This window comes from Lachnospiraceae bacterium (assembly GCA_025758065.1).
GTDB lineage: Bacteria > Bacillota > Clostridia > Lachnospirales > Lachnospiraceae > Enterocloster.
Map to the genome: position 1 here is coordinate 504,572 of CP107199.1, position 17,061 is coordinate 521,632.

The 17,061-nt window shown below is 45.1% G+C and carries 12 protein-coding genes and 2 pseudogenes; 3 read left to right on the top strand and 11 right to left on the bottom strand.

Going from position 1 to position 17,061, the window contains the following annotated elements:
• Window positions 1-110 precede the first annotated feature (110 nt).
• A pseudogene (locus tag OGM16_02320) lies at window positions 111-266 on the top strand (cation-transporting P-type ATPase).
• A gap of 155 nt (window positions 267-421) precedes the next feature.
• On the opposite strand, the gene citF reads toward OGM16_02320, so the two are convergent.
• The 4 genes from citF to OGM16_02340 form a co-directional block, all read right to left on the bottom strand.
• Window positions 422-1,990, bottom strand: a complete 1,569-nt coding sequence (gene citF, locus OGM16_02325; protein UYJ47134.1) for a citrate lyase subunit alpha — start codon at window positions 1,988-1,990, stop codon at window positions 422-424.
• A 1-nt stretch (window position 1,991) separates the two neighbouring features.
• A complete protein-coding gene (locus OGM16_02330; GenBank protein UYJ47135.1) occupies window positions 1,992-2,894 on the bottom strand; it encodes an aldolase/citrate lyase family protein in 903 nt (300 codons plus the stop codon).
• On the bottom strand, window positions 2,891-3,190 hold the full coding sequence (gene citD, locus OGM16_02335; protein UYJ47136.1) for a citrate lyase acyl carrier protein: 300 nt from the start codon (window positions 3,188-3,190) through the stop codon (window positions 2,891-2,893). Before citD ends, OGM16_02330 begins: the two co-directional genes overlap by 4 nt.
• Window positions 3,191-3,371: 181 nt before the next feature.
• The gene (locus tag OGM16_02340) at window positions 3,372-5,678 is read right to left on the bottom strand and encodes a hydratase (protein ID UYJ47137.1); all 2,307 of its coding nucleotides are present in this window, start codon (window positions 5,676-5,678) and stop codon (window positions 3,372-3,374) included.
• A 163-nt stretch (window positions 5,679-5,841) separates the two neighbouring features.
• Between OGM16_02340 and OGM16_02345 the strand changes: the two genes are divergently transcribed.
• Window positions 5,842-6,783: a LysR family transcriptional regulator gene (locus OGM16_02345; protein ID UYJ47138.1), complete on the top strand. Its 942-nt coding sequence runs from the start codon at window positions 5,842-5,844 to the stop codon at window positions 6,781-6,783.
• Window positions 6,784-6,989: 206 nt separating this feature from the next.
• Here OGM16_02345 and asnB read toward each other — a convergent pair whose 3' ends face one another.
• From asnB to OGM16_02380, 7 genes and pseudogenes are all read right to left on the bottom strand, one after another.
• On the bottom strand, window positions 6,990-8,843 hold the full coding sequence (asnB, locus tag OGM16_02350) for an asparagine synthase (glutamine-hydrolyzing) (protein UYJ47139.1): 1,854 nt from the start codon (window positions 8,841-8,843) through the stop codon (window positions 6,990-6,992).
• Between the two features lie 83 nt (window positions 8,844-8,926).
• Complete coding sequence (locus tag OGM16_02355) at window positions 8,927-10,396, bottom strand: citrate transporter (GenBank protein UYJ47140.1); 1,470 nt, start codon at window positions 10,394-10,396, stop codon at window positions 8,927-8,929.
• Window positions 10,397-11,063: 667 nt separating this feature from the next.
• A pseudogene (locus OGM16_02360) lies at window positions 11,064-11,483 on the bottom strand (isocitrate/isopropylmalate family dehydrogenase).
• 41 nt (window positions 11,484-11,524) lie between these two features.
• On the bottom strand, window positions 11,525-11,662 hold the full coding sequence (locus OGM16_02365) for a LysR family transcriptional regulator (protein UYJ47141.1): 138 nt from the start codon (window positions 11,660-11,662) through the stop codon (window positions 11,525-11,527).
• A gap of 155 nt (window positions 11,663-11,817) precedes the next feature.
• On the bottom strand, window positions 11,818-13,128 hold the full coding sequence (locus OGM16_02370) for an O-acetylhomoserine aminocarboxypropyltransferase/cysteine synthase (protein UYJ47142.1): 1,311 nt from the start codon (window positions 13,126-13,128) through the stop codon (window positions 11,818-11,820).
• 131 nt (window positions 13,129-13,259) lie between these two features.
• On the bottom strand, window positions 13,260-14,177 hold the full coding sequence (locus tag OGM16_02375) for a LysR family transcriptional regulator (GenBank protein UYJ47143.1): 918 nt from the start codon (window positions 14,175-14,177) through the stop codon (window positions 13,260-13,262).
• 351 nt (window positions 14,178-14,528) lie between these two features.
• Window positions 14,529-15,914 carry an amino acid carrier protein gene (locus OGM16_02380; protein UYJ48374.1) on the bottom strand — a complete coding sequence of 462 codons (1,386 nt, stop codon included), beginning with the start codon at window positions 15,912-15,914 and terminating at the stop codon, window positions 14,529-14,531.
• A 151-nt stretch (window positions 15,915-16,065) separates the two neighbouring features.
• Between OGM16_02380 and OGM16_02385 the strand changes: the two genes are divergently transcribed.
• Complete coding sequence (locus tag OGM16_02385) at window positions 16,066-17,052, top strand: zinc dependent phospholipase C family protein (GenBank protein UYJ47144.1); 987 nt, start codon at window positions 16,066-16,068, stop codon at window positions 17,050-17,052.
• The last annotated feature ends 9 nt before the right edge of the window (window positions 17,053-17,061 follow it).

Sequence of the window (17,061 nt, forward strand, 5' to 3'; positions counted from 1 at the left end):
CTTTTCAAAACCTGAACACCAACTTTTTTCTCTCCCACCCACAGTTTTCACAGCAACGGCTGGCATTCACAGTAAAAATACGTCTTATGCAAGTTTACTCTGAAACCATGATCTCTGTCAATGTCTCCATAGCACGGAATTTTATGGCTATTACACTGACCATTACCGGAAAGTTAAATCCGGTTATTGGGGCTCTGGTACATAATACAGGATCCGTGCTGGTTATTACTAATTCTGCTCTGCTTTTGAAGTGGAAACTGAAATAGAAAAAAAGCCCATGCTGCTGCCGTACTGGCAGCCTGCATGGGCCTTCTCTTGCATTTGCAGACTCACAAATATCTGATAAACATACTCACAAACCTGCTCTTACGTGCTCCACTGCCTGCTTGAGCAGGCGATTTGTTCATCTGTCTATTTATTTTTACTTGCTTTCGTTGTCAAATTCATATGGCTTGATCTGGCGTACAACGTCCATGATCGTGCCATCACGGGCTTCAATGATACCTACTACTCTGTCTCCAAACTTAACCTTCTCCGGCTCGCCTACGATGGAGTATGCGATGTCACGCAGTTCTTCAATGGTCTTAAATGGCAGGTCTACGCCCTTCATTGCCTCGATCAGATCCTGTCTTCTTGGGTTGATGGCAATGCCATAATCAGTGATAACTACGTCAATGCTCTCTCCCGGAGTGGTTACAGTGGTAACTTCGCTGCAGATTGCAGGGATCCTTCCCTGAAGCAGTGGTGCGATAACGATGGTACACTTAGCTCCTGCTGCTGTATCAGGATGTCCGCCCTGGGCACCGGTGATCACACCGTCAGAGCCTACAACCACGTTGCAGTTAAAGTTTACGTCCACTTCCAGTGCCGCAAGGATAACAAAATCCAGCTTATTTACTACAGCGCCCTTGTTAAATGGGTCTGCATACTCACCGGCAGAAATACGGAAATGCTTTAAGTTCTTTACAGACTCTACTGCTGCCAGGTCAAAGTCCTGTGTATCTAACAGGCAGTCTACCTGATTGTTGATCAGCAGGTCACACATTGGCTTGGTCAGGCCGCCTACGCCGAAACGCATGCGGATATTTCTCTCCTTCATGATCTTAGACAGGGAGATGGTGGATGCGATAGATGCACCGCCTACACCGGTCTGGTAAGAGAAGCCATCCTTGAAATATGGGCTGTTTACTACGAACTGGGTACAGTAATCAGCCATCATCAGCTTTCTCATATCCGTAGTTGGCTTTGCTGCGCCGGTAGCGATCTTCTTCGGATCACCGATAGCATCTACTACTACTACATAGTCAACCTTTGTCATGGAGATATGGGCCGGGAAGTTAGGGAACGGTACCAAGCAGTCAGTAATCGCTACTACCTTATCTGCATAGTCACCATCCACCATAGCGTAGGAAAGCACGCCACAGTCACTCTTTCCGCCGATACCACGGCAGTTGCCGTAATCGTCACAGGTAGGTGTTCCGATAAATGCGATATCGATCCTGGTCTCGCCGCTTTCAATGGCTCTTACACGGCCGCCATGGGAACGCATGATAGCAAGTCCCTTTAATTTACCTGCGGAAATGGCTTCACCGATCTTGCCACGTACACCGGAAGACTGGATGTTGGTGATGGTGCCGTCTTCGATGTAAGGAACGATGGGATCATGTGCCTTGCCAAGGGAGCTGGCACAGATGGTGATATCCTTGATACCCATCTTATGTACTTCTTCCATGACCATATTTACGATATAGTCACCTTCACGGAAATGGTGATGGAAGCCTAAAGTCATGCCGTCCTTGATGCCGCATTTTACCAGCACATCATGGATGTTTGCAACCAGCTTGCTCTGTGTATTGTTGACTACACACTTTGTATACGGGCCGTCCTTTTTGTACACATATCCGTCCCTGTAATGATTTCCCTGGAATACCTCTTTACCGGTCATCTCCAGGATCTCTTCCGGTATATCTCTTCCTACTGCGTTTATCATTTTACAGATCCCCCTTATATACGCCTGATGCCTTGGCAAGCTCGATGGTCCTCTTTGCGCCGTCATAGAATGCGATATCGATCATCTTGCCGTCTACAGTGAATACGCCGATACCCAGTTTCTTCTTTTCATCGATCTCCTTAACTACTTTCTCAGCAAAAATGATATCCTTCTGGGTTGGTGTGAAGATCTCATGTACGATATTGATCTGACGTGGGTTGATAATGGATTTTCCGTCAAATCCCATTAAATGGATGGTCTCTACGTCCCTGCGGAAGCCGTCCATGTCATCCAGGTTGGTGTATACAGTATCAAAGCACTGTACACCTGCCGCACGGGCTGCGATGATCATGTTCTGGCGGGCACCCATCAGTTCCAGGCCTGTACCTGTAATGTGGGTCTGTAAATCCTTTGTATAGTCACCACCGGAAAGAGCGATGCCAAACATCCTCTCAGATGCTTCACAGATATCCAGGGCCTTCATAACACCTCTTGCAGACTCGATGGCTGCCATGATCAGTGTATGGCCTTCCGGAATGCCGTACTGCTTTTCGCATTCTTCTACAACGGTCTCCACTCTCTGTACATCCAGTGCGCTTTCTGTCTTGGGGATACGGATGGCATCGCAGCCGCCTGCTACTGCACAGTGGATATCCTCTTCCCAGTAAGGGGTATCAAGACCATTGATGCGGACTACTCTCTCGCAGCCTCTGTAATTGATCTCTTTTAATGCATGATATAAGGAGAAACGTGCTACATCCTTCTGGTTTTCAGCAACAGCATCCTCCAGATCCAGCATAATGGAGTCTGGTTTATAAATATATGGATCCTTGATCAGACCTGGTTTCTGTGCATTTAAGAACATCATGGTCCTTCTTAAGCGCTTCTTATTTGCATTGATCATCTTATTGCCCCTCCCCACGGAATGTCCTCGATCTGGTCTACAGAACGGAATACCGCACCTTCAACTCTTGCCTTAATGGTGCAGTCTAAAGCGCCCTTATCCACCACTGAGATTTTTACATCCTTTACATCCAGGTTCTCCAGTGTCTGAAGGACTACCTTGCGGATCTGGTTGCCATACTGATTGATGACAGCACTTTCCAGGCTAAATTCCACAGAACCATTTCCCGGTTCTACGGTTACCTGACAGTCACTGGATTCCAGAGTTCCTGCCATGGCCGGTTTCTTGATCTCCATCTTTATTTCCTCCTATTTTTAACGATGTCTTTTCAACATCTTTTTGTTACCCCCGCATCTGTGCAAAAGCATTTTCAAACGGGCACTGCCACACATTTTCCAGATCATTTTGAATCAGGAAAATATGTGGCACTGTGTGTTTTTACTCACGAACATGCGCTTACGCGCTCATTACATTATATCACTTTAAGCCTTTTCTTGCACGGTTATAATTGATCAGACAGCCTGCTTTTACGATCTTTCTTTCATCTGCAGTCATATCTGCCACGTACAGACTGATCTCTTTTACCGCCTTGGTATCTGCATTGATCACATAAGCCTTAATGTCTTTTAAATCACCATCCAGTGCTGCTTTTGCACCTGGAACGTAGATATAGTCTCCTACTTCAAACTCCGGCTCTTCTACCATCTGGAATGGGATCATTCCCCAGTTCATTACATTAGAACGATAACGCTTGGTTGCGTATTCTTTTGTGATGTTTGCAAGTCCGCCGATGACTCTCTGGCAGCTTGCAGCCTGTTCTCTTGCAGAACCATCACCAGGCTTTACAGCATAGATCATGCTTCCGATCTCTGTTTCCATTTCATTTACATTTTCCTGACCGGAAATGGTATGGATGGCATCAAATACCCCATTCAGGTCTGCATCTAACTCTGATGGATTCTGTCCTGCTGTTCTTGCCTTCTCTAATTTGTCTACTGCCTTGCTCTTTCCTACGTATTCAGGATCTCTTCTGGATAATGTAAACTCAGCCAGTCCCAGTGGATTGGAACGATAGGAGGAGGTTTCACCAGATGGGATCAGTTCATCCGTGGTAGTTACTTCATCCATGATCTTGGAGCATACCTTTAAAAGAATATTATCAGTTAACGGACTCATTTCCGGCCAGTCCTTGATATTTGGGCCATATACCAGACTGTCCTCCTCATGGGCTGCATTGTAGCCATTGTATACACGGCGGTCATAAACAGTCTTATCAAAATCGTGTTCAGGAACATCGCCCCAGCAGTCTAAGTCTGTAGCTGGTGTAAGGATACCGCCGTTTGCTGCGGTTGCTGCAATAGAACGTGCATCCATTAAGGCTACTGCAGACATCTGGCCATTTCCTGGCTTGCTGCCTTCCCTGTTCGGGAAATTTCTGGTTGTATGACGGATACTTAATCCATTGTTGCAAGGTGTATCGCCGGCGCCAAAGCATGGTCCGCAGAATGCAGTTCTGATAACAGCGCCTGCTTCCATAAGCTCTGCTATAAATCCCTTTCTTACCAGATCGATAAATACAGGCTGGGAAGATGGATATACAGCCAGTGAGAATTCTCCGTCTCCACAGCTCTTTCCCTTTAATGCATGGGCTGCTTCTACTACATTGGTAAAGTTACCGCCTGCACAGCCTGCGATGATTCCCTGCTGGACTCTTAAACGTCCGTTTTCAATTTTATCAGTCAGTGTAAATGGTGCTCTTCCGCCGCTGACTTTCTCTGCTTCTTTTTCTACACTTCTTAAAATATCACCCAGGTTTGCATTTAACTCATCGATTTCATATGTGTTGCTTGGGTGGAATGGAAGGGCGATCATTGGCTTAATGGTACTTAAATCCACGTAAACACAGCCATCATAGTAAGCTACATCTGCTGGATTTAACTCTTTGTAATCATCACCTCTGCCATGGGCTGTTAAAAATGCCTTTGTATCTTCATCAGTGCGCCAGATAGATGTTAAGCAGGTAGTTTCTGTTGTCATAACATCTACACCGTTTCTGTAGTCTGTTGTCATGGAAGCAACACCAGGTCCTACAAATTCCATTACTTTATTCTTTACATAACCCTTCTTGAATACTGCACCGATAATGGAAAGTGCCACGTCCTGAGGTCCGATACCAGGTCCCGGCTTTCCGGTAAGGTAAATTGCAACAACGCCCGGATAAGCTACATCGTATGTATCACATAACAGCTGTTTTACCAGCTCACCGCCACCTTCACCGATGGCCATGGTTCCTAATGCACCATAGCGGGTATGGGAGTCAGATCCTAAGATCATACGTCCGCAGCCTGCATGCATTTCACGCATATACTGATGCATAACTGCAATGTGAGGTGGAACATAGATACCGCCATACTTCTTTGCTGCGGAAAGACCAAACATATGGTCATCTTCATTAATGGTTCCGCCTACTGCGCAAAGGGAGTTATGGCAGTTGGTCAGTACATAGGGAACAGGGAATTTCTCCATTCCAGAAGCTTTTGCTGTCTGGATAACCCCTACGAATGTGATATCGTGGGATGTCATTGCGTCAAATTTAAGCTTTAAATGCTCCATATCTCCTGAAGTGTTGTGGGCACTTAAAATAGAACAGGCCATAGTGCCTTTCTTTGCTGTTTCTTTATCTGCAGCTTTTCCTGTAAGAGCCTGTACCTTTGCTCCTTCAGACTCAGGTACGATCTCGGTGCCGTTTACAAGATAAATTCCTTCATCATATAACTTTACCATAATGTTTCTTCTCCTTTTATCCCATGTCCATGTCACCATCAGGTGACATATCCATTTGCTATGTTCTAACTATACACCCCTTTACTTTTATAGGCAAATACTATATATATAATAACAGATATACATTTTTACCTATGTGATGGATATGAAGGAGTTTTTCCCTATGACAAGCCGTGAACTAGAATACATTAAAACAGTAGCCGATGAAAAAAGCATCTCTGCAGCCGCCAGAAAACTTTATATTGCCCAGCCTTCCTTAAGCCAGTCTTTGCAGCGGATCGAAGAAAACCTGGACGCCCATCTTTTCAACCGGACGCCTTCCGGACTGACCCTTACTTATGCTGGAAAACGCTGTTATCAGATGGCCTGTCAGGTTCTTAAGATCTACAGCGATTTTGAGACGGAAATAAGTGACATAAAGCAGTTAAAATCCGGACGGATCGTTATGGGAACGACCAACCATCTGGGAACCGTCATTCTTCCTAAGATCCTGCCGGAATTTAAGACAAACAGTCCCTCTATTGAACTGGATATCCGCGAAGATAATACTGGAAAGCTGGAAGAACAGGTACTTACAGGTGCTATGGATTTTGCCCTGCTCCATGCTCCAAAGCTGGCGCCAAATCCATTATTGGATTATGAATTTTTATCAGAAAACCCCTTTGTGATCGCACTGGCCCAGGGGCATCCATTGATCCAGAAAGCAAAAGAAAAACCGGGCTATCCATTCCCGGTCTTAGATGTGCGTTTATTAAAAAATGAACCATTGATCCTTCTTCATCCACAGCAGCGCATCCGCCACGTATCTGACGCTATTCTTGCAAAAGCCAGGATCACACCTAATATCGTCCTGATATTGAAAAATTATGAAACAGCACAGCATCTGGCCGGTCAGGGCATAGGCATTACCTTTTTGCCTATGGAATATGCTGCCCTGACCTCCGCTGACCATCCGCCGGTACTTTTATCCATTGACGAGTCCTACAGCCCCAGCTGGGATCTGAGTATCGCCTCCTTAAAAGGCGGATTTTTATCCAGGGCGGACCAGTATTTCCTTGATCTGGTGCGACAGAAATTTTCACAGCCACTAAAAAGCAGCATTTGACACCCATCCTCCAAAATGTTCTCCCGGAAACTTTCTGTGCCCGATTTTGTGAGAAGATTTTTGGTCAGTTGTACCCAAATTTCTGAGGCGTACGTGGTGCGTACGGTGATGAAATCCGGGTGCGACTGGCAAAAAATCGGCCACAAAGACAGATGCAGGATGTACTAATCCCGTAAGATGCGGATTTAAGTGTGCAGGAGCAGGGATCATACTTCGATCTCAATATTATATTTCTTCATCCAGTAATTTACCTGGATCATATACGCCAGCATCTGGGGGCCCGCCATCAGCTGTCCATACCATGGTTTTCCATAGTCAGATGGGCTTTCCAGGAATTTTTCTGTTTTTTTCCTGTCTAAGAACTGTAAAACAGGTGCCGTACTGTCTTCTAATATCTCCTGCACCCGGTCTGCTAACAGCGTTTCATATGCTTTGTCGTAGGTCTTGGGATAAGGGGATTTTCTGCGCCACAGCACTTCATCAGGCAGCAGACCTGCTCCGGACATCCTTAGAAGATGCTTTGCCACACCATCTCTTGTTTTCATGTTCCATGGCACATTCCACAAATATTCCACAATACGGTGATCCGCAAAAGGCACTCTGGCTTCCAGCCCGGAATGCATGCTGGTGCGGTCCATACGGTCTAATAATGTCTGCATAAACCATTTCAGGTTCAGCCATGCGATCTCACGGCGGCGGGCTTCTTCCGGTGTGTCCTCTGCCAGCCCCGGCGTTTCTGCCACCGATTTTTCATAGGTTGCCTGCACATATTCATCCATGTGAAGTTCCCGGATAAAATCATCCGCCAACAGCTCCTTTCTGGCAGACAGGTCCATGGTCCAGGGAAATGTTTTCGCCTCAAAGCACTCTTTTTTGTGAAACCATGGATAACCCCCGAATATCTCATCAGCACATTCACCGGTCAGTGCTACCTTATGGGTGCTGCTTACCTGGGAGCAGAAATATAACAGGGAAGAGTCTACATCTGCCATGGCCGGAAGGTCTCTGGCTTCTACGGATGTATACAGCAGATCTGCCTGGGTCACATTGTCACATTCCAGATAATGATGGTCAGAATCTAAATATTTCACCATAATATCCACAAACGGCCGGTCCATGGATGGCTGAAAAGCATTGGCAGTAAAATATTTATGGTTATCCTTAAAATCAAAGGAAAAAGTAGCCAGCTGTTTGTTTTTCTTTTTCAATTCTGCATTGCAAACAGCAGCAACAAGACTGCTGTCCACACCTCCGGATAAAAAGGTACATACCGGCACATCGGAGATGATCTGGCGGCGGATGGCATCCTTGACCAGAAATGCCGTTTTTTCTACGGTCTGCCCATAGCTGTCCTCATGAGGCCTGCTCTCCAGCTTCCAATAACATTCTGCATACAGACCAGATGCATTGCATACAAGATAATGTGCCGGAAGCAGCTCTTCTATATCCTTGAAAACACCGCAGCCATAAGTTTTTGCAGGCCCGATGCTGAATATCTCATTTAACCCTCTTTTATCCAGTTTAGGAGTGATCCCCGGATAAGCAAAAAGACCTTTGATCTCAGAGGAAAAGATGACCTGATCCTGAAAACAGGTGTAAAATAATGGCTTTACCCCCAGGCGGTCCCTAAACAGCACCAGCCGGTCTTTTACCGGATCCATGATCCCGAAAGCAAATATACCATTCATCTGCTTTACAAAATCCGGACCATATTCCATGTAACCTGTAAGAACTACCTCTGTATCACTGGTTGTGGAAAATTTCCAGCCTTTTTCCATGAGATCTTCCTGCAATTCTTTCGTATTATAAAGCTCCCCATTATACACGATCCCGAAGGTCTTATCTCCCACTTTTTTAAGAATGGGCTGGCGGCCTGAAACCAGATCTCTTATAGACAGTCTCACATGGGCCAAACCAAAATGAGACTCCAGATAATTTCCCTGTTCATCCGGTCCCCGGTGTTTCTGTACTCTTTCCATCTCTTCCAGTATCTGCCGGTAATATTCTTCTTTTGTAAGATAGTCAAAATGACTCTGATAAAATCCGGCAATCCCGCACATATAATACCTCCTTCTATGCCCAATGTTCTCCCAGACTAGTTTTTTGAAAAGATTTTTTATCGCAACATTTATCGCAGCATTTATCACAACACCAGGCATGCTGCCAGGAAGGTGCATGTAAGGCCAATAAACACAGGAAGCATATTTTTCCTCGCCAGCTCCACCGGATCCACGTTACAAATGGCCGCCACCGGGATCAGCCCCCAGGGCACTACCGTTCCGCCGCCGATAAAAATAGCGCTGATCTGCCCCAGACATGCAAGAACGGGAATGGAAGCACCTGTAGCTGTACCAAAGGTCCGCGCCAGCGCACCGGTAAGTGGAAGCCCTGAAAAGCCGGAACCATCCAGTCCTGTAAGACCGCCGATGACCAACTGCAATAACGCTGTCATATACCGGTTTAAAGGTGCATGATGAGCCAGCCATAAAGCCCAGTCATTTAAAATCCCCCGTTCATAAGAATCTCCTAAAATATGGATAATGCCATTACCTCCCAAAAAGAAAAAGGCACCGATCACAATAACAGGAGCAAAAATACGAATGGCAAATAAAAATCCGTCTGTTACATATTCTGTCACTTTTTCAAGGGAACCCACTTTAAACTCCATCACAGTGCCTGCACACATTAAGAGGACTGCAGTTCCTGCCACCAGGCTGGTGGCATCCCCACCCTTGAGTTTAAACAAAATCATAAACAGTATATCCATAAGAAAGGCAACGGGCGTAAGGATTGCCAGGATCATGGCTGTCCTGGAATACGTCTTCTTTCCTGACTTTGCGCCTTTTTCCACCTCTTTTGCTTTTTCTGATTCTCCAGCCGTTTCCAGCTGCTGATCCTGATTCCATTTCAGGTTCAGATTTCCTTCATTATTTTTCTCATTATTTTTCTCAGTTTTTCTCTTTCCGGTTATGGTTACACGGTTGAGTAAAAATGCGCTGCACACACAGGTAATGCCCATGATCCAGAATAACAGCCGTCCTTTGCTTAAAATGTCAGCTGTAGAAATATCTGCCGCCCCTGCGGAAACGGCCGGTGCTCCCTGGATCACTGCATCATAGCTAAGGGCAAAACCATGACCAAACAGGTTCATTGCCATGGCTGCTGCAAGCGGTGTTAATCCCGACTGCACAGCAATGGGAAGGACAATGGCTCCTACCAGTGCAACTGCCGGTGACGGCCACAAAAACAGAGAAAATACAAACATAATGCCGCCTAAGATCCACCAGGAAACAGCCGGAGTCCTCATGACTTTTGACACCGGCCGCATAAGAAGGGCATCACTTCCCAGCTCCTGTATACATTTTGAAAATGCCGTTATCAGGGCAATGGTAGTGATCACCTCCCTAAATTCACTGATGGCATAAATAATGGAACTGAAGATGGTCTGTATTCCCCCGGCCAGACTGCATTTTCCAACAAGGCCGATTCCAAAAAGGAAGGCAATGCAGACCAGTGGAGTATCTTTTCGCAATATCATGGTAAATAAGATCACCAACACCCCCACCAGGTAAAACCAGTGGACCGGTGTTAATGCAATATAGGCTTCAGGCATAAAAAAGCTCCTGCAGTTCATACTTACTACCATAGTATGCTTATCAGGAGCTTTCGGTTTCTATATTAGGATTTAGTTCAATAGGGGCCGAAAGGGTTCCTCCATGTATAAACGCATTCACAGTAATCTTGTCCATTTTGCTCCGCCGCCGATCAGGCAGGTCTCCGGCAAACTCGCTCACTGCGTTCGCTCAAACAGTGCCTCCAACCTGCCAGCTATGCTCACAAAATGGACAAAATTACCTACCGAATGCTTATCATACATGGAGGAGCCCTTTCTACTGTATTGGATATGTCACATAAAAAATGCCGTACTTAAGTACAATCCCCCTCCTACATGAAAACTGCTTATTGGTTTGCTCCTACATTTTTTATTGCCAATAACGTAGAAAGCCGCCGGTGCACATGACAGAATAAGCATTTGTTGAAAATCCGTGAGTGGGCGAGCATAGCGTCAGAGCGGAGAACCACTGTTTGAGCACGCAGTGCGTGCGAGTTTGGTTCGCAGTTCTGACAATAGGCGGCGCAAGCCCACGAGCAAAGGATTTTCATTCAAATGCGTATCTGTCATGTGCGCCGGTGGCTTTCGAACCTTAGTCAACAATACCCTCAATATGTCATATATCTGCACATTGGGAGTACCTGCTATTTTCATATTTTGTTTATGATTATTTCAACTTTTCAATCGTTTCAATGATATAATCGATATACTCTTTCGCGCTTGCATCCTCCGTAAAGGTAGTCAGCACCACCTGCTTTTCTGTAGTACATACATCCAGTGCCTTCTCCAGAAGGATTTTCTTATCTGCGTAACCAATATGAGCCAACAACATTCCAGCTGCACGGATCAGGGAACTTGGATCTGCATATGCGCCTCTGCCATGGCTCATCAGATATGGAGCAGTTCCATGGATTGCCTCAAACATGGCATATTTATTGCCGATATTAGAAGAAGAAGCGGTCCCCAGTCCACCCTGATGCTCTGCTGCAATATCAGTTACAATATCACCATACAGGTTTGGAAGTACCACTACCTCAATGCCCTTGTTAAACTCAGGATCCAGCATCTTTGCACACATTGCATCTACTAAACGTTCCTGACCATGCCGCCCCGTATCCGCCTAAACAGCTAACAGCCCAGTTCATTTTCCACATTTTTAAATCCTCTTGTAAGTGTAGACGGATTTCTGTCCACACAGGCCGCTGCCACCCGGATGGAACCTGTTCTGGCGATCTGTCTGATAAAAATAAGCTGCTGTTGGTTCATAGGATCCTCCTTGTGTTTCATACACTTCCGAAATCATTCCTGCGTCTTATTCTACCATATATTATCCCAACTTCCCAGACCTGCAAAAAACAGGCGCATCTTCCTGTTGCGAAAGAATACGCCTGCTTTTCATTCACTTGCCTTACTACGCCATTTTATTTTGCTACTGCCTTAAATGCCTCATCCAGATCTTCGATGATATCATCAATATTCTCAGTACCGATGGAAAGACGGATGGTGTTCGGGTAAATTCCCTGTTCTTTCAGTTCTTCCTCTGTCAGCTGTGCATGAGTAGTAGAAGCCGGATGGATGACCAGAGACTTAACATCTGCTACATTTGCAAGTAAGGAGAACAGCTCCAGATTGTCAATGAAGTCCTTTGCCTTCTGTGCATCGCCCTTAATCTCAAAGGTGAAGATAGAGCCGCCGCCATTTGGGAAATATTTCTTGTACAGTTTCTGCTGCTCCGGATCATTGGATACAGATGGATGATGAACTTTTTCTACCTGTGGATGATTATTTAAGTACTGAACTACCTTCAGCGCATTCTCTACATGACGCTCTACACGAAGAGACAGTGTTTCCAGTCCCTGCAGGAAGAAGAATGCATGGAATGGAGATAAAGTTGCACCGGTATCACGAAGTAAGATAGCGCGGATCTTTGTAACAAATGCTGCCGGTCCTACTGCCTTTACAAAGCTTACTCCATGGTAGCTTGGGTTTGGCTCAACTAAGGATGGGAACTTGCCGCTTGCTTCCCAGTCAAACTTACCGCTGTCTACGATCACACCGCCAATGGTGGTTCCATGTCCGCCAATGAACTTGGTAGCTGAATGTACAACGATATCTGCGCCGTATTCGATCGGGCGTACCAGATATGGAGTTGCGAAGGTATTGTCAACTACTAACGGGATCTTATGTGCATGTGCGATCTGTGCCAGTCTTTCAATATCAACTACATCAGAGTTAGGATTTCCCAGAGTTTCTACATGGATAGCCTTTGTGTTTTCCTGAATCGCTGCCTCAACCTGCTCATAATTAAATGGAACAACGAAAGTGGTCTTGATACCATACTCTGGAAGAGTGTGGGCAAACAGGTTATATGTACCACCGTAAATGTTCTCAGCTGCTACAATGTGATCACCTGCATGTGCCAGGTTCTGGAAGGTATATGCAATAGCTGCTGCACCGGAAGCTACTGCTAAAGCTGCAACGCCACCCTCTAAAGCTGCAATTCTCTTTTCAAATACATCTTCTGTTGGGTTGGTCAGACGTCCGTAAATATTTCCGGCATCGGTCAGTCCAAATCTTGCTGCTGCATGATCGCAGTTGCGGAATACATAGGAAGAAGTCTGATAGATCGGTACAGCTCTTGCGTCAGTTACCGGATCTGGCTGTTCCTGTCCTACGTGAAGCTGTAATGTTTCGAATTTAAAGTTTCTTTCATCATAAGATTTCTTTCCCATATTATTGTCCTCCTGAATAAAAATAAATCAGTCATTTACCTACTGTTTTGATTCGTTTTTGTTTATGGACAAATAATAGCATCTCTTTTTTCATCTGTCTAATACACAAAAAAAAGAGCCAGCTATAGTTTTTACCTATAGCTGGCGTCTTCATTTTTATATTTACGTATCTCATCCAGATATTTCTGCCCCAATGGGCTGATGGCCACACCTTTGCGGCATAAATACCCAATGGTCATCACCTCATCGGATTGTAATGGCACAGCACAGTAATCACCGCCGTTTAACTCCTCACATATAATGCCTGAACAAAGAGTATAGCCATTTAAACCTTTCATCAGGTTTAACATGGTAGCACGGTCATTTGCACGGATCAGCTGCTTATATTCATAGGTAGAAAGCACTTCTTCCGCAAAATAAAAGGAATTATTATTCCCCTGTTCAAAAGCCAGACATGGATACGGCTGCAGATCATCCATAGTAACCGAAGCTCTGGATGCCAGTGGATTTCCCTTCCACATATAAGCATAGATCCCACAGTCTAAGAGCCTGTGAAATTCCAGCCCAAACTCTGTAAACAGCTTTGTCAGCACCTTGCTGTTAAAATTATTAAGATATAAAATACCGATCTCACTTTTAAAATTCTTTACATCCTCGATCACTTCATATGTTTTGGTCTCATGAACTGCAAACTCATACTTGTCCATTCCAAACTGACGCACCATTTCCACAAAGGCCTGGACAGCAAAGGAATAATGCTGCATAGACACACTGAATTTCTTGCGCACATTTTCTTTTTCAATGTACTTTGACTCGATCAGACGGTACTGCTCCACCACCTGCCTGGCATAGCCTAAAAATTCCTCCCCTTCCGGTGTCACGGTAATCCCCCGGTTTGTACGTTTAAAAAGCTCTATGCCGATCTCATTTTCCAGCTCTTTAACAGATGCAGAAAGACTTGGCTGTGTGATAAACAGACTTCGGGCTGCTTCGTTCATAGACTTGGTATCTGCCACTGCAATGGCATACTTCATCTGCATTAAGGTCATTTTTTTTACTCCTTTATAATCAGCACGTATCTCTTATGTATTTATGGCTTTCATTTTATGACAACCAGATAATGTTGTCAACGCATGCTTTGTACTCTTTTAACACGGGTATCATTCACATTTCGTTCATAAATCATTCAAAAAAGTGTTACACAATGAACATGATTTCTTCATCTTTCCTTTTTATACTTTAGTCATAGATGAGAAGCAAGAAAACAAGCTAAAAACCTCATCCCTTGAAAATTTTTAATACCTAACTAAGCTTACAAGATTTTTTTCATAATACTCGAGCTGGTAAGATTTTATCAGCTCTCCTCCCTTTTAATAATACTTTTTTCCAAAAAAAACACATCACTTGACGTGAGGTGTTTTTTTTGTGGTGTTAAAAAGGTCTGAATGATCTGGAATACAAACCTCTCCGGATAAAAATAATAAAGCCGTCAGGTTAAAAAATGCCATCAAGCCGTTCCAGAGATCCGATAACATCCATATTGCCTCCAGCCGGATACAGCCACCGGCAAATACTGCCAGTAAAAACAAAATGGGATAAAGTATATGTAAATGTAAAATCCCTGTTTTTTCTTTTAAATACACTACAGCCTGCTGTCCAAGATAATACCATGCGATCACTGTTGCAAAGGCAAATACTACCATGGAAACACTGATAAACCATTTACCCACTATCCCTGATCTGGCAGAAAAGCAGGCAGCAGCCAAAGCCGCTCCTGTAAGAGAAAACGTCTCTATATCGCCTTGTGACGTACACAAAATAACCAGTGCCGTAAGCGTACACAATACCACTGTATCAAAAAACACCTCAAACATGGCCCACATTCCCTGCTCCCAGGGTGTTGTGTGTTCTGCCGGACCATGAAGGACTGCTAAAGTGCCAAGCCCCGCCTCATTGGAAAACACACCTCTGGATATACCATAGCGCAGACTTTTGCTGATGCCAAAACCTGCGATCCCGCCGGAAATCTGCCGGATCCCAAAAGCAGACTGGAAAATCCTTAAAAACACATCTGGTATGCGGTCTGCGCATAATAAAAGTACCAGCAGGGAAAATAAAATATAGATCCCCGATGCCAGCGGCAGAAGGCACTCCGCTGCTTTTCCTATGCGTTTTATCCCGCCTAAGACCACTGCTCCTGTAAGCAGAGCCAGAATACCGCTTCCTAAAGCCGATGGTATCCCCCAGGTAAATTCCAGTGTTTCTGCAGCAGAATTCGCCTGTACCATGCTCCCCATCCCAAGGGCACATAAAAAGCAGAAAAAACTGTATCCCACTGCCATGAATGGGATCCCCAGTCCTTTTTCCATATAAATAAAAGGACCACAGACCCATTTACCCCTATTATCTTTAAAGCGGTACCGGCATCCCAGATAGGTCTCACCATAAGCAGTTGCCATACCCACCAGCGCAGAGATCCACATCCAGAACACTGCCCCCGGGCCGCCAGATACAATGGCAGCAGCTACACCTGCAATATTGCCGGTCCCTACCGTTGCCGCCAGGGCAGTACAGACTGACTGGAATTGCGTGATTCCAAGATGCCCTGCATTATTAACTGCCTTTTCATCATGCCCCCGGCCGTGTTTCCATAAGCTTCCCCAGGTTGACTTCCACCAATATTTAAATCCCAATATCTGAAAAAAATGACAGCGTACAGACAACACCAGTCCCACAATAAGAAATATCCCCACAGTCCACGGCCCCCATATGATCCCGTGGGCCATTTCCAGAATTTTCACATGCAGCTCCTAATAATATAATCCTCTTACTGAGGTTTTTATGCACTGTTTTTCTCTTCTATGCCTGCTTTATCCACAAATATATGGTATGATATATATATCAAAAATTTTTACCCACCTGAAAGGAGGCATTTACATGCCCGGCTTCACCACCCACTATATTTTAGGCATGAAGGCATACAACGACATGCCTCAAAACAACCTTAAATTTATCATTGCCAAATACCGCTGGCTTTACCAGCTTGGTCTTCAGGGACCGGATATGTTTTTCTATAACCTGCCTATCCTGCGCCACCGGGATCATCGCAATATCGGCTCCTATATGCATGAACACCATGTAAACGACTTTTTCCGCTGTGCCTTCACCCGCCTTTCAAAGATCGAATCCAGACAGCAGCGTGAGGAAGGCCTTGCTTTTTTGTGCGGTTTTATCAGCCATTATATTGGTGATTCTATCTGCCACCCTTATGTTTATGGCCGCATCCACTATGACGCAGAGCATCCCACTGCTGCCTGTCACGGCTTACACGCCAAACTGGAAAATGACATTGATGCCCTGTTATTGATGAAATATAAAAAGAAAAAGCCGTCCCAGTTCAACCAGGCGGCTACGATCTGTTTAAATGGCATGGAGACACAGTTTATCTCCCGTTTCCTCTCCTCCTGCTTAAATGATGCTTTCTATCCTTTAAGCAGCAAAAATCATTATCAGGTATCTCCGGGCATGATCCACCGTTCTATCCTTGCGCTACGGTTCGGCTGCCGCACGCTTTCTGACCCATACAGCAGAAAAAAGAACCGGATCGAATACGTAGAATCCCTGTTTTTACGAAATCCTTTAGCTTCCAGCAAAATGGTAACGGATGTGGTCGAAGATCCGGTCTGGAGCCTGAACCTGCGCCATGAGACCTGGTGCAATCCCTGGGATAAGAGCATCGCTTCCAAAGCCTCTTTCCCAAACCTGTTCCGCCAGTGTCTGATGAAACATGCCGCCATCTATTACATGATCAACACTTTGATAGAAGGAAAAAATATTCGCCCAGCATCCTTTGACCGGATACTGGACGAACTTGGAAATTATTCTTATCACAGCGGTCTTCCCTGTAACGATGAAGAACACTGATCTTTTAAT

Coding starts and splice junctions, on each gene's coding strand:
- citF (UYJ47134.1), bottom strand. CDS start 1,990: ATGATAAACGCAGTAGGAAGAGATATACCGGAAGAGATCCTGGAGATG.
- OGM16_02330 (UYJ47135.1), bottom strand. CDS start 2,894: ATGATCAATGCAAATAAGAAGCGCTTAAGAAGGACCATGATGTTCTTA.
- citD (UYJ47136.1), bottom strand. CDS start 3,190: ATGGAGATCAAGAAACCGGCCATGGCAGGAACTCTGGAATCCAGTGAC.
- OGM16_02340 (UYJ47137.1), bottom strand. CDS start 5,678: ATGGTAAAGTTATATGATGAAGGAATTTATCTTGTAAACGGCACCGAG.
- OGM16_02345 (UYJ47138.1), top strand. CDS start 5,842: ATGACAAGCCGTGAACTAGAATACATTAAAACAGTAGCCGATGAAAAA.
- asnB (UYJ47139.1), bottom strand. CDS start 8,843: ATGTGCGGGATTGCCGGATTTTATCAGAGTCATTTTGACTATCTTACA.
- OGM16_02355 (UYJ47140.1), bottom strand. CDS start 10,396: ATGCCTGAAGCCTATATTGCATTAACACCGGTCCACTGGTTTTACCTG.
- OGM16_02365 (UYJ47141.1), bottom strand. CDS start 11,662: ATGAACCAACAGCAGCTTATTTTTATCAGACAGATCGCCAGAACAGGT.
- OGM16_02370 (UYJ47142.1), bottom strand. CDS start 13,128: ATGGGAAAGAAATCTTATGATGAAAGAAACTTTAAATTCGAAACATTA.
- OGM16_02375 (UYJ47143.1), bottom strand. CDS start 14,177: ATGACCTTAATGCAGATGAAGTATGCCATTGCAGTGGCAGATACCAAG.
- OGM16_02380 (UYJ48374.1), bottom strand. CDS start 15,914: ATGGCCCACGGGATCATATGGGGGCCGTGGACTGTGGGGATATTTCTT.
- OGM16_02385 (UYJ47144.1), top strand. CDS start 16,066: ATGCCCGGCTTCACCACCCACTATATTTTAGGCATGAAGGCATACAAC.